The sequence below is a fragment of the Legionella tucsonensis genome, from assembly GCF_001468035.1.
GTDB lineage: Bacteria > Pseudomonadota > Gammaproteobacteria > Legionellales > Legionellaceae > Legionella > Legionella tucsonensis.
On sequence record NZ_LNZA01000008.1, the window covers coordinates 235053 to 259490 of the forward strand.

A 24438-nucleotide genomic window follows, 5' to 3' on the forward strand; every position below is an offset into this window, starting at 1 on the left:
AAAATTTACTTTGACTTACACGAAAGGACAAGATTGGCTCCACTATTTAGGGCGAACGCATATTAATCGATTCTTCAGATTTTTCAACAACTGCAGATTTACTTTTGGGTTTATCCATATACGCTTTTTTCAGAGCTTTTAGGTCTGGATCTTCTGGGGTTTTCTCTAATGCTTTATCCAGTTGTTGGACTTTTTTACTTCTCATATCATCAGTAAACTCTTTGTAGCGTTGCTTTACTTTGTCTTTTGTTTCTTGATCCACATTCTCAAAGCCTCCTTTGCGATTTGCTTCTTGACATAGGAGGACCCCATGAACATTCGCGCGCGTATTTGCCACCGTACAATTATCATATTTTTGCGGTTTTTGCTCAAGGGTATATACTGGCTGTTCTCCTTTAGTAACCTGATGAATTTGCTCCATAACTTGCTCGTGTGAATGCCCTTTATCATGACCACTCATTACATTGTTTATAAAATCTGACGTAATATCCTTCTTGTCTACTTCATAGATTTGAGTTCCATGTTTCCCTGGGCTAGCTCCTTCTCCTCGATTGGTGAATACTAAGTAAACTTTATCCGAATTTCCTTCGACTGGCACAAAAGATAATCCCATAGCGTGTCCAGTGCAATTAATAGGGACACTGGTTACGTCTCCTGCTTGTATTCGTTTACTCAGTGCATTTCCAGCCTCAGGACTTCCTTCAGGAGTACTGTATTGATAATTAGCGGCTTTATTTGCAAAAGTAAAAGCATCTGAAATTTTCTTGAAATCGCCTTTTTCTGGTTCCTTACTGAGACCCTGGCTGTAATCCTTTACGGTATCAGTCATCAATTGATAGGTAGGTCCTACATGCGCACGTTGAGAAGGAGTGCCATCTACACTAGTTATCTCTATGCCCAGTATGAGGCCAAACTCTTTAACTGTATGCAATTTAACAGGGGGGGATGGAGTATACCGCTCAGGAGGGGAAATAATTTGTTGTCCTCGCCCCCGCTCACTACGTATTGCGATATCATATTCCTCTCTTGCCAGAGCATCATACTCTGCTCCAGAATCGAGTAACGCCTTTACCATAGAGAAATCTTGATTTTGCAGCGCTTGAACTAATGGTGTCTGCCCACGTATGTTTTTTGCATTGTTTAACGCAGTAGGAAGATCTTGATAACCAAAATCTTTAGCAAGAGCTGTTAATGGAGTTTTTAGGTCTAATGAGGTTTGCTCTAATTGCGACCTTAAAATTGAATCGCGCATATTTTGCAAAAAAAGAAACAAATTTTGTATAAATCGTTCCTCATCCATTTTTGCTTTTTGCAAATCTTTAAGTTTATCTTCAGCTACTGCTGTTTCAGTGCTTTTAGGAGCAAATAAATCAGGCATGATGCAAACCGATTAAGTGTTTATTTAGTGTACAATTATACCACAATATATAATACTTTTCATGTAAAAATGGAGCATCAAAGTATCTCTTTGATGTTCCATCTCCCTTTTTACTTCATTATCTCGGGAGGAGGCTTGGAAGAGCCACCTAGGCCATCGCTACTCTTTTTCTTGGAGGACTGATTGCTGCTACCAGTATCCTTATCACTGCTTGGCGTAGCATTACCTTGAGCACTAACATCACCACCGCCGCCACCTTTACCTAAAGCACCCTTAATCATGCCCACACCTTTCGCACCATATCCACCAAGAGTCTTATCAATTTGTCCTTGCGCGGTCTGGGTTTCCTTACCTGCTTCTTGAGTCTTACCTTTTACTTCCTCACCCCATTGTGCTGTTTCTTGGCCTATGCTTTCTGGTGTACCCCCTATCCATCGTAATACCTTGTCTGGCAAGTAAGAAATCAATGTAAATGCTTTTTGTATGATAACTAAATACAAAGTAGTATACGTTAATATGGAGAAGAAGAATGCATATATTCCGGCCCAATCCGTATATCCACCTGTACCAGAGCCGGTTGATTCCGAACCTCCATATGCCCAGACCCCGCCCGCAAGTTTAGCGCTATCGGTATTTTCCTGCTGGATAAATGCTATAGCCTGATCATATCCAGCATTTAAAACCCATACCCCCACATAGGACAATGCTATGGCAGTAATATAGCCAATAATCATCATGGAAGGTCTAAGAAATACGTTCACCAGAATCATGATCGCTGCTTCACCTTTACCAAAAGCCTCATGCCCTTCTGGATGAGTTACCCCTAATGCCACAATAGGTGCAGCGACCATTGCTTCGATTACCGAGATTAACCAACCCAATGCGCCAAAGGTGAAAATCATATAGGGTAAGATTGGAATGTAATAAGCCGTAGTAAAACCGACACTCACCATGACACCTACCCACGCAATCACAAGCGGCATTGCCAAAGACATCATCGCAAAAATAAAGATACCAAATACAGGGATTAATGCGCTGGATACCGCCATATTCAATAAGAGCATCCATAAGTTACCGGCAAAATTGATGTACTCATTGCCCATATTTGCCAAAGCAACTACAGGGTTTACCCCAGGCTGCGAGATAATTTGCAGACCCTGTTGAAAGATTGTCGCCATTCCTTGCAATGGAATCATCAGGAATGCCATAACCACACTATTAATAATCTGGCCAAAGATATCAAGAAACAGATTATATATGGTCACTAAGATAATATTATAAAATATGTTTCCGAGTATTTGTCCCAGACAAATAGAATAGAAAGGTTTTACTGAGCCGCAAGAGAAGTTTTGTCTTTCTAATCGATATAACGAAGTGCTGACACTAAAATTAATTGAATTAGCAAAAGTCAGTGGCTTAACTCCTGGTTGCTCAGGGTTTGACATCATAAATGAATTGTTAAGAAAACCATATACCGTAGATGATGATTGACCACTATCTACAGTCATCTTATTACCCAGGCTTGGTGGGTTTTTAGCATTAGGATCTGATGTAATTAATGCGTGTACTTCTAATACTTGGGTATTATCTTGGCCAAACCATTTACATAATTGCGAAAAGTCTTTATTGTTGTTGGTCATATCTCCTGGACCACAGGTAATCGTTTTACCATCCTCGCTAGGGACAAACGGGCTTGTTACTGCCGAAGCACTAAATGTACTTTTCTCCAATCCAGTTTCTGAATCTGTTTGGCCTGCATTTGCAATGGTCCCCGATGTTCCCTGAATCGCTACCAAGTTAAAGAAATAAGCGCCAGCCATAATCCATCCTTGAGTCTTGGCTTTATTAATAAAGTCAGTCGCCTTCTCCCCAGTTGCAGATTGGTTGATTAGACGCGACAGATTCACTGTTGGCATCATAATACCATTATAATCATTAACTGCATTAACTAATTCGTTACCATTAAGCAATGTCCCCCCAATTACAGATCCCGGCACAGGCCCCCAAGTAATACATAAATTTTCTGGTTTATCTGAAGTAGTTTTATCAAAGGTACTACAAATCGTTCCATCCTGTTTATAGGGCACGCCAAATTGTTGCGTCGCAACTGGAGAAAAAGGAGTAGTATTGGGATTACTCGTTGTTGACATTTGCGGATCATTACCCACTATAGTTCGAGCTACTGTAGACAAATCCGTATACATTTGCTGGACGGCAATCGCCCGAGACATTTGCGTTGCAGCTGCCTCAGCAGGAGTTAAAGTATTGTTACCAAGCTTGACATTTTTTCCTGCAGTAAAATAGGTAGGCTTGCCGTCCGCATCGTTAGGACCCTGTGTGCCAGTAAGTAAAGCACCGAAACTGGAATTAAGAGTACTAATGTTATTCCAGGTAATGGAACCGCATATCCCGTTCAAAAAATAATAAGGTGAAGATGAATCAGTAAAATTAGGCATTTCAACAGTCCAATTAGGATTCGTCGGAGCCTTATTCTGAACAGAAATTGCGTTTACAGTACCAAGAAAATCAGGGACTGTATTTTGGCAAAACTTAGCTATTGGAGAGCTATTATCGCCTGCTTTAGCGGCATTATAACAATCTCCTGCTTGTTGTTGCTGAGCATCAAGAAGACGTTGGCGTAGATTTGTCAATTGTGTCTGTAAGCCCAACATGCATACTTGACCGGCAAGTATGTTTGACGCACCCTTTGCAATACCACCGATCCCTGTACTATCAGAGGTCAAAAGTGCTTCGGATGGATTGATTTGTTGTGTTTGAATAATAACCCCGCCACGATTCAAATAACTTAACGCGGCATCCCATACCTTATCTGCAGCCCCAACACCTTGAACAACAACCCACATAACAAAAATTTGCATCAAGCAATAGCCAGAAGCCTTGGGAATCAATAAAGCCAAACCTACAGTAGAACGAATTGGAATCCAAATAGAAGACCACTTTTGTCCAAGCATTTGCCCTTCATGGGCAGTATTCATAGTAGATACCAAGAGAGTATACATAATAATAATACCCCCCAGCGCCAAAACTGCAGCATTAAATACTGCAAACATACTGCCCATGATTTGGCTGCCTGTACCACTTAAAACACCATCAACAACTCCGAATAAATTGCCAAGAAATACTACCGAATAATCACTAGCAGGAGGAGCAAAACTCAAAGAACTGGCGTTATCCGCTAAAACCAAACCAGGACATACAAGGAGAAGTAGAGTTACTAACAACTTATTCATTTCTTTTCCCCCAACAGCCCCCGCCTAAACCATTCATTAAAGGTACACCCTAATTTACGATTTTTAATTTGATAGTACCAAAAGTGGTAACGGAAGGCTAAAACCAACGCAATTAAAGTGACGATGAGGCTCACAATAAACGCTTTTATTGAACCAAAGAAAAGCTGATATCCGGCATATCCCAAAATCAAAAGAGCAGCTAACACCATAATAATACTCAATCGAAATAAAGATTTTTGTTTTATAAGTATACTTTCGTCGCTAAGATTTAATAAACGGACCGCATCGTTGAATGATTCACCTTCAACTTTTTTCTGTGGTACAAACAAACGTATAAAGCCATTTCCTAAATACAAGGTAAATGCTTTCATCCGTTCCCAATCAAACCACCTACGAACATTAATAATTCTTGTAACTAATCTAACTATCCGCGACTGCTTTTTCATATTTTTTACTTCTTTCTTTTATCTTTCATAATATACTATAGTAGTAAGTAATGATTTCGTCCATCCGCTTAAATACAGTAAAGAAAGAGTAAAATATGCCTGATCTAAGTCACGAAGCGTCTGCCCAATACTGGTTTGAATACATTGATCCTATGATCTATAGAGTGATTACTTTTATGGAAAGTGTAGAAGATTGGACTCTGGATGGGAATCCTGAGTTTGAGGCAGCCATGGAACAGTTGGGTAAAGAGCTTGATGACATAGAAAAAATAGACATGAGCCTGTTAGCAGAAGAAGAAAAATTTATTCGCATTGTTGGAAATATTAAATCGGGTCGAGGCCTTCGATTGCTGCAAGCAATCGATACAGTCCATCCGGGCAGTGCGTCACGCGTTTTAATCCACGCCGAGGAAACAAGCACGGGAAGCCATGATCCTGCTGGAGTTTTTCTCAAGCGAAACATTGTATTTGAGCGTTTAAGATTGTTGTCGCGAGTTTTTTGTCAGTATCGTCTAAAACTTGTTTTACGTGCACTTGAAGGGGAAGAATAAATGAAATTAGCGTCTAAACTGATGTTGTTGAATGTGCTTTATTTTACTGCGTTTTCTGCTACAGCACAGGATTTAACAACTTCAACTGATCCATCTCAATATTATCAAAACCAACAAACAGAAAACACAAAAAAGCTGCTAAAGTATTTTGAAAATTTTGGTCAATACTTGGGTTTTCAAGTAAATAAAGCTCCTACAGAAGACAATAAAGATTATTCAGTAACCTATAAACTCATTGATTTAACAACCTCTCAACTATCACAAGCTTATCAGTTTTATACCTTATTAGGCTCGATTCCCGTGAATACTTTTGCCAGTGGTCAGAGCCAACAAACTGGAACGACCACTGGTAATCCTTTGGCACAATTCCTGCCTACTGATAGTGCAAATACATCCCCCTATAATCCCAGCGCAATGATCATTAATCCTCTGGCTAATCTTGCTTTTCCAAATTACGCGTCAACCTCAACCACTGGAGTGAGTGTGACTCCGTTGATAGATCAACAAACTTATCAAGAGGATCCAGTAAGCCAATCTGTATTAAATATTTTAGCGACCCCTGATTACTCATACTGCCTGGATCCTACTAGTAGTACACTAACCTTTACTCCTGGTTGCCAGTTGCTTTATAATACCTTGGTACCCCTGAAAGTTGTAGGGGAAATTCCCAGCGCAACTATGTTTTTTGACCCAACTTACCTTCAACAATTTTTAAATCATCTTAATAGCAACGCATTAACCGGCCCCTTGATGTATTCAACGCAAGACCTTGGGACTAATCAGGAAAAAAACAAAGCAGCCAAAAATGGCCTAAACGCACAAAATCAAGAGCAACTTGCAGCGAATTTTATTCGCTATGTTAGTGGTGGTGTAATTCCTATAGCATTACCTAAATGGAAAGATTATGACACGTTATATACTCAAACCCTTGGTGATAGATCTTCCAGCACCCCAACAACAAAACAAATGCAAGCGCAGCAAACTCTTGCTAAATATCTTGCAAGCTTACGTGCCTATGCGGCACAAAACTCTGTAGGAATAAGTAACCTATATTTTATCATGTCAAAAAGAATGCCTCAGACTGCTCCATCAGGCGGACAAACTGGAAGTACCTCTAGTGGTCCAACAAGCCAGGCTTTAACCGAATTTAATATGGCAACCTGGAGATTGTACAATACTACAAGTACTGGCGGTACAAGTGCTGCTACTGCCGCTGCCGCTAGCGGCACGGGCGGTACCGGCGAACCTGGAAACACCCCATGGATTAATAGCCTTAATAATGCACCGCCTGCTACAGTAGAAAAAGAAATTGCTATATTACTTGCTGAGATTAATTATCAACTTTATTTAGATCGTCAAGTCCATGAACGCCTTCTCATGACGAACAGCATCTTGTTATTACAAAGTGTTCGTACAGGTGCTCCATCTACTGATTTCACAGCAGGACAACAACCTTAATTAAAATATGGGGTGAAAAAAGCTTTTCACCCCACTGCAAATACCAAGCCCTTAAAATACCTCACGCCATATTATGGATGCACTTAAACCACACTACAATTGATAAAAAGTCCTAACAAATTCTTTATCATGTGTTTAGAAAATGAAGTTTTAAAATATTTTCCAAACAGTGATGACATTTGAGTCAAAGTAATTTAAATTGACGCATTTAATGCACTAATTCCTCCATGTCAAAAACTATTATCTTTCAAAAATCGCTCTTGGTCTCCGGCATTATGTGCTTTAATGGTTGTGGTAATACTCTACAAGGCCTTCTGCATACGTGTATCAATGATTGTATTGAAAAAAAGATTCTTCCTGCAGATGCACGACTTATCATAGATGCTGAACCCAGCGGGTTAGGTATTCATCGATTAACCATTTCTATTGAAAGTGAAAAAAATGATTTTATTCCTATAAAAAATTTTGATTCCATTATCTTTGCCAAGATTAAAGAAGATATTATTTTTGAGATCATTGACGATCAAAATGAGAAAGAGAACAAACCAAATGACAACAAAAATTGGATTAACATACTTGTTAACTTAATTAGTATGGGAGCTGTACTTGCTTTAACATTTGCATTTCCTCCCTCAATAGTTTTAACCATTGGCTTAACAGCCCTTACTTTTTTTTCAACCGCATTTACATCTCGAGAGTACTTATTTGCTTTTTTTCGTAACTTTCGCACTAAAAATTTCGCAAATATGGCAACGACCATTAGCTTAGGCTGGTTTTTATCTATGGCTCATACTCTTTTTCATGCGATGAGCATGCCTTTGGCAAGTAGTTTTTCTATGATTTTTATGAACTTTATGATGCCAACAATGTTGATTACTTGTATCAATAGTATGGATGAGATTAAACGGGTTATTATTGAAAAATCTAAAAAAATTCAATTGAAAGGGATTAAAACATTATTTCCTCAAATGTCAGAAACGTACCGTTGTCATCAACTAACTCAACTCGAACTAGAGCTTTTATCAGAAAAAATTAACCACCTACTTTCATCTAAGAAACAAATCCTCTCAGAAACTGATTTACAACTCAAAAAAGAAGAAGATGTTGCACATCTATTATTTATTCAGGAATTATTAAATACCAAAGAAATAAGCGAAGAAAAAAGAAATCTTCTAAGAGAAGGAATGCTCATTGAAGTTAACGCTGGCGAGTGCTTTCCAGTGGATTGTATTTTAATTAAAGGCAACACAGTAATTGATGCGTCTCTTCTGACCGGTGAACCGCACCAAACAAAACAATTATGGCAGCATATTCCCTCGGGCGCTATTAATCTTGGAAAAAAAGTTACTGTTTATGCTGAGAAAAACTCATATAATAGTACCGTTAATACCCTACTCTTTCGCTCAAACCGAGCTAAAGAATCACCAACTATCAAAGAAGAAGTTCCCAAATTTGCTTATCTTTATACGACACTTGTTATCATTGGTCTTTTGGCGGCTATTTTTACTCCAATCGGACTAGGGATAGCAACTATTCCTTTAGTAATACAAAACATCATTGGCATTTTGTTTTCCGTATGTCCTTGCACTATTGCTATTGCTCATCAATTACCACAACTCATCAGCATCCATCATCGTAATCATAAAGGCATCCAATTACGTGATGACAGTTTAATTACACCACAATCTGATGAAATCCATACCGTAGTTTTTGATAAAACAGGAACTTTAACCACAGGAAATTCCATTGTCGAATCTTCTGACATTCCTATCAATTCGTCATTATGGCAAAGAATCTATTTATTGGAAAAAACTTATGGTAAAGAACACCCTCTTGCTAAAGCAATTCAAAAATACTATGAAGTTACTATTAATAATCCCCCTCTTTTTGATGAAATAAACGAATGCACGGTAGACCCTGAAAATCGGGGACTCTCAGCGCAAGTGCAAGGGCGAATAATCCAAATTGGAAGCGTTGACTATTTAAGAGGCAGCGGTATTTCTCTTCCTGAACCTGAAAAATCAAAAATCGAACAAGGCTTTTCAGCAGTTTGTGTCGCAGAAGATGGTATCTATAAAGGAGTTATCTATGTGAAACATGAAGTAAGAAAAGGGATCATTGAGGCACTCACCCGGTTAAGAAGAGAAGGCAAAAAAATTATCATGTTAACCGGAGATAACCTTTTATCTGCCAAAGGATTTAATAAACACATGGGCTCTATTTTTAATGAAGAAGATATTCATGCAGGGCAAACACCACAAAATAAAGAGTCATTCTTAAGAAAAATAATGGGGACAGAAGAACACAGCCCTAAAGGAGTGTGGTTTGTAGGAGATGGCTTAAATGATGCACCTTGTTGTCGGCTGGTCTCTGAAAAAGGAGGGCTTAGCTGCGCAATGGACTCTAATGATAAATCAGCATTTTTTACAGACATTACCTTAAATGGTTCATTAGATTATCTATTTGAACACAATAAATTAAATCACTCCTTACAGCAAAATATAACCCAAAACAAAGGCATACTCATTTATAGCACCATCGCCTTTCTTGCTTTTATCATTAGTTTTTCTATAGCTGGAGTTGCCGTTTCTCCATTAATCCCAATGACTATTATGCTGTCAACAACACTTTTTGTTTTATTTAATTCTTATCGAACTCAACTCAATATTGACTCCGCTTTAGATAAAGAGATTTCTTGGCCTAAAAAACTATTAAGCTCCAATCTCTCAATTGGATTATTATTGACAGCAAGCACCCTACTCATCAGTAGTGTTTTAGTAGCAACCATTGCAACAGGGGGATTAGCCTTACCGATTTTAGCATTTACAGCTGGAACGGCTATAGGGTTTAGTAGCGCATGCACTTTATCGGCGATTAGCCTGCTCGGTGTGTTCACTGGTATCCTATCAACTTCATTACTGTCTGAACAAAGTACCCAACCTGCAAGTGAAGACCATTCAAGCAGCATTTCAATGGATGATTTTGGTTTGCCGGAGCCAGTTGATACAAAGGCCGCCTGGGAGAAAACGAATGATTTTTTCCTCAGTAGAACATATAAAAGTCAGGAAACACCACAACTGGGAAGTGAACCTATTTTGGATCAGGAGAGTTTTTCAAATTCTTGTTTATAGTAACAGGTCACGGGAGGCTGTTCATTATTTGGATGTATTGTAGTCTGGGTGCAGTAGTTTAAAATCACTGTTCCCGAGCCGATTTTAAAAACCTTACGTTTTCCCAAACTTTATATTGCGCATCATATTGAGGTCACAAATTGTGATCTCAAGGCGACAAATGCAATTATCCGATGTTTCTCGCATTATAGCACCCCTTCTAAATCGTTTTATTTACATCCAATGAAAATTTAAAACTATTTGATCACAAATAGAGCAAATGATAAAATATAGGTTTTAAATATGAGATAACCTGAAAGGGTACTTAATGAAAGAAGCAGATATAGTCATCGTTGGTGGTGGACCCATTGGTTATGCTCAGGCAATGGCATTTAAAAAATTAAATAAGGATTTAAAAGTAGTTGTTTTAGAAAAATATCCTGAATTTGAGCGCAAGCATACTCTGGTCATGCAGCCCAAGCAATTAGAAAAACTCATGATTGCTACAGGCGCCCAGAATGACCCTGATTTAAAAAAACTTCTTAAAACCCTACGTAAAAAACCCCATATACGCACGAATCATATTCAAGAGCAATTTAAAAAAATAGCCGAAGCTGCCGGTGTAGAAACAGTTATCACCACAGTAGAAGAGAAAACTAAAGAAGGGATACCTGTACCTGAAAAAACTATTGATCAGTTAGTATTAGGCTATAAGCCAAAACTTATTGTAGGTGCTGATGGAACGCATAGTGTAGTCAATGAAAAATTATTTCCCAAAGGAAATCACGAACACACTGAAGTCGATTTTGCAATGCAAATTCGTTATGAAATTGAAGGGAATGCAGATACAGAAAAATCATGGGAAAAGAGTGTTTCCTTTTATCAAAATCTGGCACGCCAAGGCTTAGTTGCGACACAACAAATAGGTAAGAAAGATCCTGAAACAGGAAAAACGCCAATCACAGTACAATTAATTATTCCTAAAGAAGATTATCTTCCTCTAAAACAGTTTACCGCTAAAAAAGCGATTAAACCCTTTGCAAACGATACAGAAAAAGATGAACGAGAAAGATTCGCCAAGGTACCTCCACATCTTCGTAATTTTATTAGCAATCACATTGAATCCGTTCTTATGGGATCCGAGAATGGCAAACTTGATAAGGACTCCATTCGCATTAGTGTGAATGAACTACCTGCTTCTAAAGCCAAGAAAGTAGTTACTGAATACAAAGGTGCAGACGACTCCCTGGAAGAACCGGTTCAAATCTCGTTAAATGGTGATGCCGCTTTAGGATTATCTTATTTTAAAGGATTTAATGCTGGCTTAGAGGCTTTAGCTAAATATGTTGAACTACTAAAACCAGCTCTTGTCGGTGACCTGGACAAAAAATTACTCAAAGAAAAGCTAGAGGACTATCAAAATTGGTTTTCACTTTTTGCAGATAAAAAAATCGATGAAGTGAAAGAATATAGTGCTCTAAAAATAAAACCTGCATTCAAGATAGTTAAATTCGTACGAAAAATGAAAGGTTTTTCACATTTCGAACCTCCTGCTCAAAAAGAGCAAGCAATCCAATCTTATTTTCGTTTACTCACTAAAACACACCCCGGAGATAAAATTCGCTATGAACCCTATCCGCATCGAGCATACAATCCGGACATTAAGTTAGGACAATTCGCTTATGTGCCCATTCGATATTCCCTGAAAAAAATGGGTAAACTCTTTATTGATTTTTTTAAACCATACAAAGGGACATATCAACTGGCTAATGATTTTAAGCAGCCACTTGTGGGCACAGTAAATATTACCAGCGGACTGGTAAAAATTGTTACGGGTATAGTAAAGCCTTCCCGTTTTGCGGATGGGCTATTCACTCTAGCAAGGGGCTTATTAGAATTAGCCCTCTGGCCTTTAGCATGGACTTTGAAACCCCTTCTAAGAGGGCTCATCACTCTAATAGATAATAAGCCCCATTTAATAGAAAAAAACCATGGGATGGAAAAGCTGGCCGCTCGAGGAGAAGAGCTTTTACAAGAAGAAATAGAAGAGACATTTTCTTTTGTCAAAGCAAAATTATTGTTAGGCATTTGTCATGACCTACATCGTAAATTTGATAAAGCAAATCAACGTCATCAAAAAACGGGACTTCATTCCGAAAAAGAAGAGGAAATTTATGCGACGCTTATTCCCAAAACCCAAGAAGAAGGGACCATCTCTTTTAAAGCAGCGCAACAATATATCGGACTCTTTGTTGGTAAGAAGCTTTCTGAAGAAAACCTATCCTCATCAAATGAAGAGGCTTCTGGTATTGATAATGTTTTTTAGACAGATGTAGGCTGGGTCTGGAGAGATAGGCGCAAATTCAGACATTATTCCGCTCCTGGCATGAGATTTTCAATTTACCAAAAGAACTAAGTAAGATTCTTCTGGTAAAATAAATCTGGTTTTAAGGTATACATCATATTAAATTCTCAGTGGAGTTATTTAAAATAATAGATAACTTTTCCATCACTTCATCAACAGAAATTAATTGCATAGGCTCGTCACCATGAACATGCTCTCCCCAAACATCTTCAATACACTTGCTACCGAGAATTTTTTCTGCAGCTTCAGGATAATGGTTTACAACCAAATGTTGAAAAAGATAAGGACCAGAAATAAGAGGGTTGGTCACCGCGTGTAAGGCAACAACTGGGGTGTTTACCGCAGTAGACATATGTGAAGGACCAGTATCCGGACAAAGAACTACGGTTGCTTTGCTGATAAGTGCCAATAATTGCTTGGGTTTGGTTTTGCCTACAAGATTAATTGCAGTAGGAATCACTTGTGTAATTTGTTCTGCCAAGTGTTTATCAAAATCAATTGGCCCTCCGGTAATTATCACGTGTACATTCCATTTTTCTCGTGCTTTTTGCAAGACTTCAATATAACGGGCAACGGGCCAACTACGCTCAGGTTTACTTGCCGCTGGATTAACTATCAAAATTGGACCTTGCTTTGGTAACTGTTGTTCTGCCCATTCATAATCTGCAGGAGAAATAGGTAAATCCCAGCGAATAACACGTTCCTTTATTCCTAAGGCCTGAGCAAATTTCAAAAAACCATCCAAGGTATGCTCTAAACCCGGAGTAATTCGTTCATTAACAAATAAGCCATGGGCATCATTTGCTCGATGTTCATCGTAACCTATTTTTCTTTTTGCTTTGATCAGGGGGTAAAGTAAATTTGTTCTGAGGCTCGCTTGCGGCGCTAATAACACATCAAAGGTACGTCCTCTCATTTGTTTTTTAAAGCGCCAGTAGTCCACAATACTGTTCGGCTTATCAATTAAAATGAATTCTACTCCATCCATCCCTTCTACCAAATCAAAAGCAGGCCTGGAAATAATCCAAGTCAACTTGGCTTGCGGTAAATTGGCTTGTAAGGTTCTAATGAGTGGAACAGCCATTAGAACATCACCTAATGCAGATAAACGTACAATACAGATGGATTTAATCATTCTGTAAAACAAATCGCGAACCACAATAAGGACACACTTCTACTCCGGTCTTTTCAATAGGTAAGTAAACCTTTGGGTGAGCATTCCATAACACCATATCCTTTGTCGGACAGCTCAGAGGTAATTCATTACGGTGTACTACATAATTTTTTTTTGTACTCGCGGGTTCTTTCTTTTTGGCTTTTAACATGATGTTCCTTTAAATCTTATTTAATAGGATTATCTAATATTTCCTCAATTTTCGCTATAATCTCATCGCGAAAAGACCCATTTTGTGGATCATAATAAAAGGCATCTCCCCAATGCCTGAGCCAGGTTAATTGACGTTTCGCCAATTGACGGGTAGCAGCAATCCCTTTGTCACGCATTATAGGATAATCATAACCGCCTTGCAGATATTCGAGAGCTTGCCTATATCCTACACAGCGCATGGAGGGTAAGTTTATGGTTAAATGCCATTTTTGTTGTAGCTGTTTTACTTCTTCAATAAAACCTTCGGCTAACATATGATCAAAACGCTGTGCGATGCGTTCATGCAACCACGCTCTTTGCTCTGGAAAGAGAATAAAATTCACAAAATGATAATCTGGCTTTTCCTTATGCTGCTTAAGAAACGCAGACAGGGTTTTACCCGTCACATAATAAACTTCTAATGCACGTTGAATTCGTTGTGCGTCATGAGCATGAATTCGTGCGGCAGATTCGGGATCAATTTGTATCAATTTTTGATGAAGAACAGGCCAACTCAATAAAGCTGCTTCATCTTCCAATTGCTGACGTATCACCGGATTCGCCTCAGGCAAAGCAGATAAGCCTTTTTGTAACGCATTAAAATACATCATCGTTCCCCCAACAAGCAAAGGGATTTTGCCTTTTTTGATGATTGCGTTACACAAAGATAAAGTGTCAGTACAAAATTGAGCAGCAGAATAGGACTCAACAGGATCCTTGATATCAATTAAGTGATGCGGCGCTATGTGCAGCTCCTGAGGAGTTGGCTTGGCAGTTCCTATATTCATATCACGATAAATCATTGCGGAATCAACGCTAATAATTTCAAAAGGATATCGTGCTATTAATTCACAAGCTAAAGCCGTTTTTCCTGAAGCAGTTGGTCCCATCAAACAAAAAATTAATTTAACCATTCATTATCTCAATTAAAAAACATCATGAATCTAGCTTCAATAAATTTTTACAATCTTCGCTTGTTAACACTTTAAATAGTCCCGGTCTTTTATTTTCTTCATTATATAGCCTAAGGAATAACTCATTTAATTCCATTTTTTCCTCGAGACTTAAAAGTCTTGGATCAAATGTTTGCGAGCGATTCATTAATTCAAGTAATGTATTCTGATTCACTACTTCACAAGCAGCAACAGAGTCTAAGAATAACCGCAAATCTAAATAGGGCATACACAGCGGCATACTGCGAATGACTACTTCATTATCTCCTAACCATTCAAGATTCATTCCTAATTGTTTGAGGCACTCTTCTAGCTCAGGAGCACTACTTCGTCGTTTTAGAGGGAAGGAATAACGAACCGCCACCAATAAAGGTCTACTTGCCAAAGGCAAAACCAACTGAAATATTTGCTGCTGCAACCTGTATTGATGCAAGGTCACAACATCAACAACATACGGTTGTTGATTGATAAATGCCAAAATGTGTCGGTTATTTAAAATGACCCAGGATAATTCAGCTTCTGAATTATAAACACTTTTGCTTGATGCATCCAATTTAGGATAGGGTTCATAAATCGCTTGCTCTTGCTCACGACTCGGTTGCTCTAATAATGCATATGATGCCTCTTCATCGAACTCATTTTTTGACTTCAACGCGGCAGTCAATTGCGAAGTAAAAAAGTCAAAAACCAAGCGAGGCTGCTGAAAGCGCACCTCATGCTTGGTAGGATGTACATTCACATCTACCTCTGCAGGGTTAATCGTCAAATACAACACACAGGCAGGAAAACGACCAGGATATAACAAACCCTCATATGCCTGCTTTAGCGCCTGTTGAATTAGCCTATCTTTTACCATGCGCTGATTAATATAAACCCACAATCGATCATTCTGACTGCGCTGAAAATTGGAATTACTTATCCATCCATAGAGTTTCATTGCACCATGCTCTACATCAAGATAAATTGATTCTTTAACAAAAACATTCCCCAGTATACGGGTCATACGTGTTAAGCGAGTTTGTTCATTAGTTGCAGCAGGAAGAGATAAAACCTGTTTCCCATTGTGTTTTAGTGTTAATGCAATCCCAGGGGCACTTAAAGCAAAACGCTTTACTACGGTTTCGATTGCTTGAAATTCTAGTCTTTCGCTTTTTAAAAATCGTTTTCGTACCGGCGTATTAAAAAATAAATCAACAACATCCACTGTTGTTCCTACAGTGCGAGCACAAGGAGATATTGCTCTTTCTGTACCCTGTACACGCACCATCATTGCCGTTTCTTGTTGTTCAGGTTTGGAGCTAATGGTGACTTTTGCTACAGAAGCAATACTGGCTAACGCTTCACCACGAAAACCCATACTATCAATTGCATATAAATCGTTAAGCGTACTGATCTTGCTTGTCGCATGTGCAGCAATTGCCAAGGGCAAGTCTTCTGCTACGATACCCATTCCATTATCACTGATCTTGATTTGATTTAGGCCGCCATAACCTATTTCTATAATAATCGCGTCCGCACCTGCGTCAAAAGAATTTTCCAGTAATTCTTTCACTACCGACGCCGGTCGTTCTATTACTTCTCCCGCAGCAATTTGATTTGCTATAAGTGAAGGTAATTGCTGAATTCTTATGCCCATGCCTGAGGAATCACCAATTTTTGCCCTGGCTTAAGTCGCGTAATGCCGCGCAAATGATTTATGGATCGCAGAGCCGCAACTGAAACATGATAACGTGCAGCGATAGCAGGTAACGTTTCCCCAGCACGAACCAAATGAACATTATTCGTCGTCATTGCTTCAATGCGTGATCCGTGAGGAGGATTTTCCCAGAAGTATCCTTTAATGCCTTGAAAAATTGCTTGGCTCAAACGAGCTTGATAAGCAGGGTTAGTTAGATTTCTTTCCTCTATAGGATTTGAAATAAATCCTGTTTCTACCAAAATCGAAGGGATATCAGCAGACTTCAAAACTACAAACCCAGCTTGCTCCACTTTGTTATTATGCAAATTAGTAAAATTACCAAGCTGATTTAAAACACGGCCCCCCATTTGCAAACCTGAATTAATCGTAGCTGTTTGTGATAGATCAATGAGCACAGACCGTACAACCCCATTTTGATCATCCAAATCACCTAAATTCACCCCGCCTAATTCGGAATAGTTTTCCTTTTCTGCAAGCCAACGTGCTGCCTCACTTGTTGCTCCTCTTTGTGATAAAGCAAATACCGAAGCACCATTTGAATGTGGGTTATTAAATGCGTCCGCATGAATGGCAACAAAAACATCACCATTATATTTTCTGGCAATATCCAGGCGTTGTCGAAGACCCACGTAATAATCTCCCGAACGAGTCAATACTGCACGCATACCAGGCTGTCTGTCGATTAATTGTTTTAGTTTTAAAGTAATTGCCAAGACAACATCCTTTTCTCGGGAATTACGTGGGCCTCGAGCTCCAGGGTCCTTGCCTCCATGACCTGCATCCAAAACAACAATAACATCTCGTAGTTTAGAAGGTCTACTACTTACTTTAATGGGTTTCTGATTTGTTAAAATAGGGGGGACAGGTTGCTTGGATTCAATTTTTGCAGTTAATTTAGCCTGTTGTATTTTTGGTGCAGTAGATGCTTTCGGTAATGTAGGTGCAGCTTTAGAAACACTTGCTGCAATTGGTGCAACATGGCGGCCACTATGTATCAAATCAACACGTATACCTCCAAAAGCACCATTAGGCTTCCAAGGAGATGATCTCAGTTGTACTTTTTGACTTACTTCAAAAACTAATCTTAGAGTTCTTGGTTCAGAATACCCGCTACGAACTTGTTTTACTAGTCCATTAATTAAACCCAATTGATTTAAATCCACCGCAAGTAGAGTTTCCTTTAAATCCAATACAACTCGCTCAGGATGATTCAAAAAAAATAATTTATGGGTGAATGGTCCATTAATGGTTAGAAAAAGCGAGGTTTGGTTCCCCTTTTGTTTTAAAACAATGGACTGTAGTTGAGCACTAAATGACGCAATAGAGTAAAGACACATCACAACAAAACACCATGAGCGAAATATCATCTTTCACCTGCCAGGCGAGCTAAAATTCTTTTACCCGCTGTACTTAATGCAGTAATTTGCATTTCACGTCCAGCCCCTTTAATACCTAACTTAAAACGAATATCTACTTGAGGCAATGCTCCTCCAGCATGTTCTGACCATTCAATACAACAGATACTCTCTTGGGTAAAATAATCCCTGAATCCCATGTATTCCAACTCTTCCTCATGGTGTATTCGGTAGAGATCAAAATGGTGTATGGTTAAATGATTGCATGTATAACTTTCTACTAATGAAAAGGTGGGACTTTTGATTGCAGACTGAATGCCTAGATGTTTCAACATGGCGCGAATAATAGTTGTTTTCCCTGCTCCCAAATCACCACTAAAGGTCATGATCAAGGAAGGATAAAGACAAGAAGCCAGATGAGCGGCAAATTTCTCGCTTGCCGTTTCATCGGGTAACTCCAGTGTTTTAACCGTATTCGATTCGCTATTTATCATGATTCAGGATAATTCAAGACATGAGGTAAAACATCAAATAAATCACTGGCTAATAAACCAGTCCCTCCCATTTTTTTTGCTAACAAGTCTCCAGCAACCGCATGAACCCATACACCACATTGTGCTGCTTCGGATAAAGAAAATCCTTGAGCACAAAGCCCCCCGATAATACCGCTTAACACATCGCCCATACCAGCACTAGCCATAGCAGGGTTACCACGAGGACAAACAAATGCGTCTTTCTCTGCTGTTTGAATTACAGTTCCAGCTCCCTTCAGTACAACGACTCCACCGTATTGCTTCTGGATGTTTTCTGTCGCCTGATATCTATCTTTCTGAATCAAATCAGTAGAACAAGAAAGCAAACAAGCAGCCTCACCAGGATGTGGGGTTAATATCCAATTATCATCCATCTGTGCGTTTTCGGCTAACAATCGTAATGCTGATGCATCAATAACCATAGGTAATTGTGATGTAATTGCCATTGAAAACAGGTTAGTAGCCCATTCACTTTCTCCTAGACCAGGGCCAATAATACACACTGAAGCTCGATCTAAAAGCGGTATTAAATCTTTAGCGGTTTCCACAGCACTTACCATGGCCTCAGGGATTAACGATAAGGCGCTCTTTGCGTGTTCAGGCCAAGTTGCAACAGTTACGGAACCGGCCCCGGTTCGCATTGCAGCTTTGGCAGCGAGGCTAATAGCCCCAGGCATTCCTGGCCCTCCACCAATAACTAAAACATGACCATAATTTCCCTTATGTGAATTTTTTTTGCGTCCGACAAGCGGCAAAGCTAAAGAATCTGAGCTCAAAAGATATGCCGCAGGAGTCAATTGAGTTACGCAGGAATCAAGTTGTAAAGAACAACAGTATATATCCCCACAATAGTCAGGACCATCTGCGGTATACATGCCCGATTTCTGGGCGATAAACGTTAAAGTGGTATTGGCTTTAACACAAAAATTCTCTACCTTGCCTGTATCTGCGTTAAGACCTGATGGAATATCTAAAGCTACGACAGGTAGCCCACTCGTATTGATCTGATTAATTGCCGATACGATAGCTCCACGAACAGGTCCTTTCAGGCCAATCCCTAACAAGGCATCAATAACTAACTCTGTTTCACTGTCTAATGGCTCATCTGCAGCTTGACACTCAACTCCTGCATTTATAGACATTAAAGCTGCATGTTGTGCAGCGATAGGGAGATCAGCCACCGCTTTACATTGGTAAATAGTCACTAATAATCCATGTTCATGCGCTAAACGTGCCACCACATATCCATCGCCAGCATTATTTCCTGCACCACAATACACAGCGATATGTCGAACATGTGGATATAATTTTGTTATAAGAAAAAATGCCTCTGCTCCCGCACGAGACATAAGTGCATTTTCATCTAATTGAAATAAAGAAGCAGCCTGTTGCTCACAAGCTCTAATTTGCTCACAACGATATAGCGCATTTGTTGGCATGATCACCTTGTGCTCCAAATTTACTATAGCGCCACCCACTAAGTTCTATACATCGTTGTAAGCTCGTTCGGCTCAATCATGTACTTTTGTGTACACTCCTTCGCCTCACTTTCACTTGCGCCTTGCCTAGAACTCAGTGGATAACGCTATATTTCGAACACGTTTCTTATATGTAGCCTAGGATAGAGTGAATAAACCCGATTCAGAATTCTCGGGGTTTGTCTTCGTCTTTACACCAGGCTACTTCCATTTACTTGACTAATTTTAACGAAGGCTTACTTTTAGAAGCAGTTGAACCATCAGATTCAGTACCTGAGGAGCCAGAAGATGCTGGAGGCGGCTCTTCCTCATCTTCGATAGCAAAAGCAATACCTCTGCCATTTTCTTTAGCATAAATTTCTAATACTGATCCTGGTGGAACAAAAATCTGCTCTGTTTTCCCTGAAAAACGCGCAGTAAAGATAATTCGATCATTTTCCAACAAAAGACCGCGAGTTGCTGCCGGAGAAATATTTAACACAATGCGATCATGGTTTACATGCTCTCTCGGCACCTGCACACTCGGATATGCAGCATTCACCAGAATATAGGGAGTTAATTCGTTATCTACTATCCAATCATAAGCTGCGCGAATTAAATAAGGTTTGTTTGATGTCATTGTCATTATTTATGCCGCTCTTAGTTGGCGCTCAGCATCAGTCAAACTTGCTTGAAACGAATCACGTTTGAACAAGCGCTGCATGTAAGCAATTATTCCTTTAAACTCCGGTGTAATTTCAATTCCCAAGCGAGGCAAACGCCACAACAAAGGTGCTAACGCACAATCCAACAAAGAAAACTCATCACTTAAAAAATAAGATTTATCTGCAAATACAGGATCAAGCGCAATTAAACTTTCGAATAAATTTTTCTTGGCCTGTTCTGCATTATCATCTCTTAAAACGCGATTCATTAAATAATACCAATCATGTTCTATCCTGTGCATCATCTTTCGTGTTTCAGCACGAGCAACAGGGTAGACAGGCAATAATGGAGGATGAGGAAATCGCTCATCTAAATACTCCATAATAATACGTGGTTCATAAAGCACAAGCTCTCTATCAATTAAAGTAGGAACTGTCCCATATGGATTAACTGATAAAAGATCAGCGCCAGGCTCTGCCTGTTTGGCAGCAAGAATTTCTACATTTACCCCTTTTTCAGCCAAAACAATCCGAACCTGATGACTGTAAACATCATCTGTATCAGAAAATAAAGACATTATAGTGCGCTTCGCAACAATTGCCATGAGCAACTCCTATTTAATTCAATCTATAACAAAAGTAAGTACAAAACACAAAACTTACACTTTACCACATTTTTACCTTTTTGGGTTACTTTATACCGTTTTTTCGCCAATAAACTCTTTTTAAACCAAGAGCAACAAGAAATAAAACAAATAAAAAGCTAACAACATAGAATCCTATCCGATATCGCATTGATTGTACTGGCTCGCCAACGTACGCAAGAAAAGCAACCAAATTTTGTAAATCATAGCTAAACTGATCGCCGGATAGCTCATCCTTCAATGTTTCTAAAATATTAGGCATAGCAACATCGGGAACGAGACTATTATTCGTACCAAAAGGCCTTGAGTCATCTCGATAAAAGCTATTTAAATATCTATAGAGCCATTCTGTTCCTTTTGCTCGAGCAACTAAAGATAAATCCGGGGGTACTATTCCAAACCATTGTTTTGCATCTTCAGGAGGTAAAGCAATACGAATGGGATCATAAGCTGTTGCTTGCGTAAAAATCAGATTATTTTTTAATAAATCTTCATTTACTCGACCATCAAACCCTATTATACCCAATCCTTTGGCCATGTGATTATAGCGCAAATAGTTCAAAGAGTGGCAGCCAGCACAATAATTCATAAATAGTTTAGCGCCTCTTTGCAAGCTGGCCTTATCTTGTACATCAACTTCTACTGAATGTGCCCGTACAACTGAATGTAGAAATAAGCTAAAAAAACATACAGACAAGTAAAAAGCTACTCCTTGCATACGCATTATTGCCCTCCTAAACGAGAGGGTAATGGGCGCGACTTTTCAAAACGAGTATAAAAAGGCATCAGTAAAAAATAGGCAAAGTACAATATAGTGCAGATACGAGTCAAAAACAAACGCACAGGGGTTATGGGAATTGTTCCCAAATAACCTAATAGCACAAAAGCAGCAATCCCTAGAAATAACATAATTCGTGAATAATTTCCTTTGTAGCGAATTGAGCGGACAGGACTGCAATCAAGCCAAGGTAAAAAGAAAAGAACAAATAAAGCAAATCCCATGCACACTACCCCCAATAATTTATCAGGTATCGCCCGCAATATGGCGTAAAATGGAGCCATATACCACATTGGAGCAATATGATCTGGGGTAATTAAAGGATTAGCGGGGGTAAAATTATTATGCTCTAAAAAGTATCCTCCCATTTCAGGAGCGAAAAACACAACTGCAAAAAACAGGGTGAGGAAAGCAATCACCATGACGAAGTCTTTCACTATGTAGTATGGATGAAATGGAATCCCATCCAAAGGCTTTCCTTTTTCATCCAGCTTATTTTTGATTTCAATTCCATCCGGATTATTAGAACCTACTTTATGTAAGGCAACGACATGCAAGAAAACCAGAAAAAAGAGTAAAAATGGAAGGGCAATAACGTGCAAAGCAAAAAAACGTTGTAAGGTAGCATTACCCACGGTGTAATCGCCTCTTAACCAAACAACAAGATGTTCGCCAACATAAGGAATAGCACTCAACAATGAAGTGATTACTTGAGCTCCCCAGTAGGACATTTGTCCCCAAGGCAATAAATAACCAAAAAAAGCCCCAGCTAATAGCAAGATGTAGAGAAACATTCCTAAAAGCCAAATGAGCTCTCGTGGCTTTTGGTACGAGCCATAAAGTAGACCACGAAACATATGTAAATAAATAACAATAAAAAATGCGGAGGCACCTGTTGAATGCATATACCGAAATAACCAACCAAAATTAACATCGCGCATTATATACTCTATGGACGAAAAAGCCTGTTCAGCGCTTGGGGTATAAAACATGGTCAGCCATAAACCCGTGATGAATTGATTCACTAAAACCACGAGAGCTAATGAACCAAAAAAGTAAAAAAAATTTAAATTTTTTGGAAGATAATAGGCACCAAAATAATTTTTCCAGGTGCTCATCAAAGGGAAACGCTCATCGAGCCATTTGAAGAGTTTATTCATTTAATCGAACCTTGTTCTTTACCAATCATAAATTGCATCCAGGCTATATTTTATGCGACATGGAACTTATGCTTTATCCTCGCCAATCACAATAGTTTGCTTATCGACAAAATAATATGGAGGAACTTCCATATTAATCGGTGCAGGGACATCTTTAAAAACCCTGCCAGAAAGATCAAAAGTAGAACCATGACAAGGGCAGAAAAACCCACCAGGCCAATCAGGCCCTAAATCGCCAAGATTTGGTTTGTATTTTGGCGAACAGCCCAAGTGAGTACAAATCCCTACAAGAACCAAATATTCAGGGTTAATAGAACGGTGCTGATTTTTTGCATAAGAAGGCTGCTGCCGAGTCAGCGAATTCGGATCGCGTAACCTTGAGGAATACATAGTTAAACGTTGCAACATTTCTTCAGTTCGTCTAATTATCCATACGGGTTTGCCCCGCCATTCAACAACCGCCAGCTTACCTGGCTCCAGTTTGCTTAAATCAACTTGCACTGGCGCACCTTCGGCTTGAGCTTTGGCACTTGGTAACCAAGAAGCAGCAAAAGGGGTTAAGGCACATAGAGCACCTATCCCTCCTAATACACAAGTTGTAGTTAACAAAAACCGGCGACGCTCTTCATCCACCAGATCGTTTTTATCCGGATCAGGATCAGTAATGTGATTCACCATATTATCTGCTTATGTAGTATGTAGCCTGAGTGCAGCGAAGCGGAACGCAGGAAATGTTCTAGCTTTTCGTAAATTATGATTCCCGGGCTCCGCCTCGCTGCACCCAGGCTACACAAACAAAAAACCCCGCATTGGCGGGGTTTTGTAACCAATAAACGGTTAACGTTTTGAGTATTGAGTTGCACGACGTGCTTTGTGCAAGCCCACTTTCTTTCTTTCAACACGACGTGAATCACGGGTTAACAAACCTCGTGCACGAAGTCTTCTACGAACAGAATTTGGATTTGGCTCAGCATCTTCTGCCAATCCTGTTTCATCATAAGCAACTAATGCTCTTGCGATACCCAAACGTACAGCACCTGCCTGGCCAGAAATTCCACCGCCAGAAACCGTAACATAAACATCAAATTTATTAACAAGGTCAACGGTTTCTAATGGCTGCATAACAACCATACACGAAGTTTCACGGCAAAAATATTCCTGTAAAGTACGGCCATTTACCTTGATCTCGCCTTTACCTGGACGTAAAAACACACGAGCTGTTGAACTTTTTCTACGACCAGTGCCGTAGTATTGCTTCACTTCAGCCAT

The 24438-nt window shown here is 39.3% G+C and carries 20 protein-coding genes; 4 read left to right on the plus strand and 16 right to left on the minus strand.

Annotated features, from left to right (window positions below):
- Positions 1-46: 46 nt before the first annotated feature.
- The 3 genes from ankD to icmV form a co-directional block, all read right to left on the minus strand.
- Positions 47-1378 carry a Dot/Icm T4SS effector AnkD/LegA15 gene (ankD, locus tag Ltuc_RS13760; protein WP_058521932.1) on the minus strand — a complete coding sequence of 444 codons (1332 nt, stop codon included), beginning with the start codon at positions 1376-1378 and terminating at the stop codon, positions 47-49.
- 110 nt (positions 1379-1488) lie between these two features.
- Entirely contained in the window at positions 1489-4629 is a 3141-nt protein-coding gene (gene dotA, locus Ltuc_RS13765) for a type IVB secretion system protein DotA (protein ID WP_058521933.1), read from the minus strand.
- A complete protein-coding gene (gene icmV / locus Ltuc_RS13770; RefSeq protein WP_058521934.1) occupies positions 4626-5075 on the minus strand; it encodes a type IVB secretion system protein IcmV in 450 nt (149 codons plus the stop codon). Before icmV ends, dotA begins: the two co-directional genes overlap by 4 nt.
- 95 nt (positions 5076-5170) lie before the next feature.
- Between icmV and icmW the strand changes: the two genes are divergently transcribed.
- The 4 genes from icmW to Ltuc_RS13790 all read left to right on the plus strand — a co-directional run bounded on the left by icmW (position 5171) and on the right by Ltuc_RS13790 (position 12520).
- Positions 5171-5626 (plus strand): type IVB secretion system protein IcmW, encoded by a 456-nt coding sequence (icmW, locus tag Ltuc_RS13775; RefSeq protein ID WP_019234590.1) that lies wholly within the window; start codon positions 5171-5173, stop codon positions 5624-5626.
- Positions 5627-7084: a type IVB secretion system protein IcmX gene (icmX, locus tag Ltuc_RS13780; protein WP_058521935.1), complete on the plus strand. Its 1458-nt coding sequence runs from the start codon at positions 5627-5629 to the stop codon at positions 7082-7084.
- A 227-nt stretch (positions 7085-7311) separates the two neighbouring features.
- A complete protein-coding gene (locus Ltuc_RS13785; RefSeq protein WP_058521936.1) occupies positions 7312-10215 on the plus strand; it encodes an HAD-IC family P-type ATPase in 2904 nt (967 codons plus the stop codon).
- Positions 10216-10522: 307 nt separating this feature from the next.
- Positions 10523-12520 carry a hypothetical protein gene (locus tag Ltuc_RS13790; RefSeq protein ID WP_058521937.1) on the plus strand — a complete coding sequence of 666 codons (1998 nt, stop codon included), beginning with the start codon at positions 10523-10525 and terminating at the stop codon, positions 12518-12520.
- A gap of 133 nt (positions 12521-12653) precedes the next feature.
- Here Ltuc_RS13790 and Ltuc_RS13795 read toward each other — a convergent pair whose 3' ends face one another.
- The 13 genes from Ltuc_RS13795 to rpsI form a co-directional block, all read right to left on the minus strand.
- On the minus strand, positions 12654-13694 hold the full coding sequence (locus tag Ltuc_RS13795) for a glycosyltransferase family 9 protein (RefSeq protein WP_058521938.1): 1041 nt from the start codon (positions 13692-13694) through the stop codon (positions 12654-12656).
- A complete protein-coding gene (locus tag Ltuc_RS13800; protein WP_058521939.1) occupies positions 13687-13884 on the minus strand; it encodes a zinc-finger domain-containing protein in 198 nt (65 codons plus the stop codon). Before Ltuc_RS13800 ends, Ltuc_RS13795 begins: the two co-directional genes overlap by 8 nt.
- Positions 13885-13900: 16 nt before the next feature.
- Positions 13901-14839 carry a tRNA (adenosine(37)-N6)-dimethylallyltransferase MiaA gene (gene miaA, locus Ltuc_RS13805; RefSeq protein WP_058521940.1) on the minus strand — a complete coding sequence of 313 codons (939 nt, stop codon included), beginning with the start codon at positions 14837-14839 and terminating at the stop codon, positions 13901-13903.
- A gap of 22 nt (positions 14840-14861) precedes the next feature.
- A complete protein-coding gene (gene mutL, locus Ltuc_RS13810; protein ID WP_058521941.1) occupies positions 14862-16514 on the minus strand; it encodes a DNA mismatch repair endonuclease MutL in 1653 nt (550 codons plus the stop codon).
- Positions 16505-17944 carry an N-acetylmuramoyl-L-alanine amidase family protein gene (locus Ltuc_RS13815; protein ID WP_058521942.1) on the minus strand — a complete coding sequence of 480 codons (1440 nt, stop codon included), beginning with the start codon at positions 17942-17944 and terminating at the stop codon, positions 16505-16507. The genes mutL and Ltuc_RS13815 overlap by 10 nt, the downstream gene beginning before the upstream one ends.
- Positions 17941-18426 (minus strand): tRNA (adenosine(37)-N6)-threonylcarbamoyltransferase complex ATPase subunit type 1 TsaE, encoded by a 486-nt coding sequence (gene tsaE, locus Ltuc_RS13820; protein WP_058521943.1) that lies wholly within the window; start codon positions 18424-18426, stop codon positions 17941-17943. Before tsaE ends, Ltuc_RS13815 begins: the two co-directional genes overlap by 4 nt.
- Complete coding sequence (locus Ltuc_RS13825; RefSeq protein WP_058521985.1) at positions 18423-19904, minus strand: bifunctional ADP-dependent NAD(P)H-hydrate dehydratase/NAD(P)H-hydrate epimerase; 1482 nt, start codon at positions 19902-19904, stop codon at positions 18423-18425. The genes tsaE and Ltuc_RS13825 overlap by 4 nt, the downstream gene beginning before the upstream one ends.
- 250 nt (positions 19905-20154) lie before the next feature.
- Positions 20155-20568 carry a ClpXP protease specificity-enhancing factor gene (locus Ltuc_RS13830; RefSeq protein ID WP_058521944.1) on the minus strand — a complete coding sequence of 138 codons (414 nt, stop codon included), beginning with the start codon at positions 20566-20568 and terminating at the stop codon, positions 20155-20157.
- 3 nt (positions 20569-20571) lie between these two features.
- A complete protein-coding gene (sspA, locus tag Ltuc_RS13835; protein ID WP_058521945.1) occupies positions 20572-21192 on the minus strand; it encodes a stringent starvation protein SspA in 621 nt (206 codons plus the stop codon).
- A gap of 85 nt (positions 21193-21277) precedes the next feature.
- The gene (locus tag Ltuc_RS13840) at positions 21278-21955 is read right to left on the minus strand and encodes a cytochrome c1 (RefSeq protein ID WP_083498113.1); all 678 of its coding nucleotides are present in this window, start codon (positions 21953-21955) and stop codon (positions 21278-21280) included.
- Entirely contained in the window at positions 21955-23169 is a 1215-nt protein-coding gene (locus Ltuc_RS13845) for a cytochrome b (protein WP_058521946.1), read from the minus strand. The genes Ltuc_RS13840 and Ltuc_RS13845 overlap by 1 nt, the downstream gene beginning before the upstream one ends.
- A 66-nt stretch (positions 23170-23235) precedes the next feature.
- Positions 23236-23847: a ubiquinol-cytochrome c reductase iron-sulfur subunit gene (petA, locus tag Ltuc_RS13850; protein ID WP_058521947.1), complete on the minus strand. Its 612-nt coding sequence runs from the start codon at positions 23845-23847 to the stop codon at positions 23236-23238.
- A gap of 159 nt (positions 23848-24006) precedes the next feature.
- Complete coding sequence (gene rpsI, locus Ltuc_RS13855) at positions 24007-24438, minus strand: 30S ribosomal protein S9 (protein WP_058521948.1); 432 nt, start codon at positions 24436-24438, stop codon at positions 24007-24009.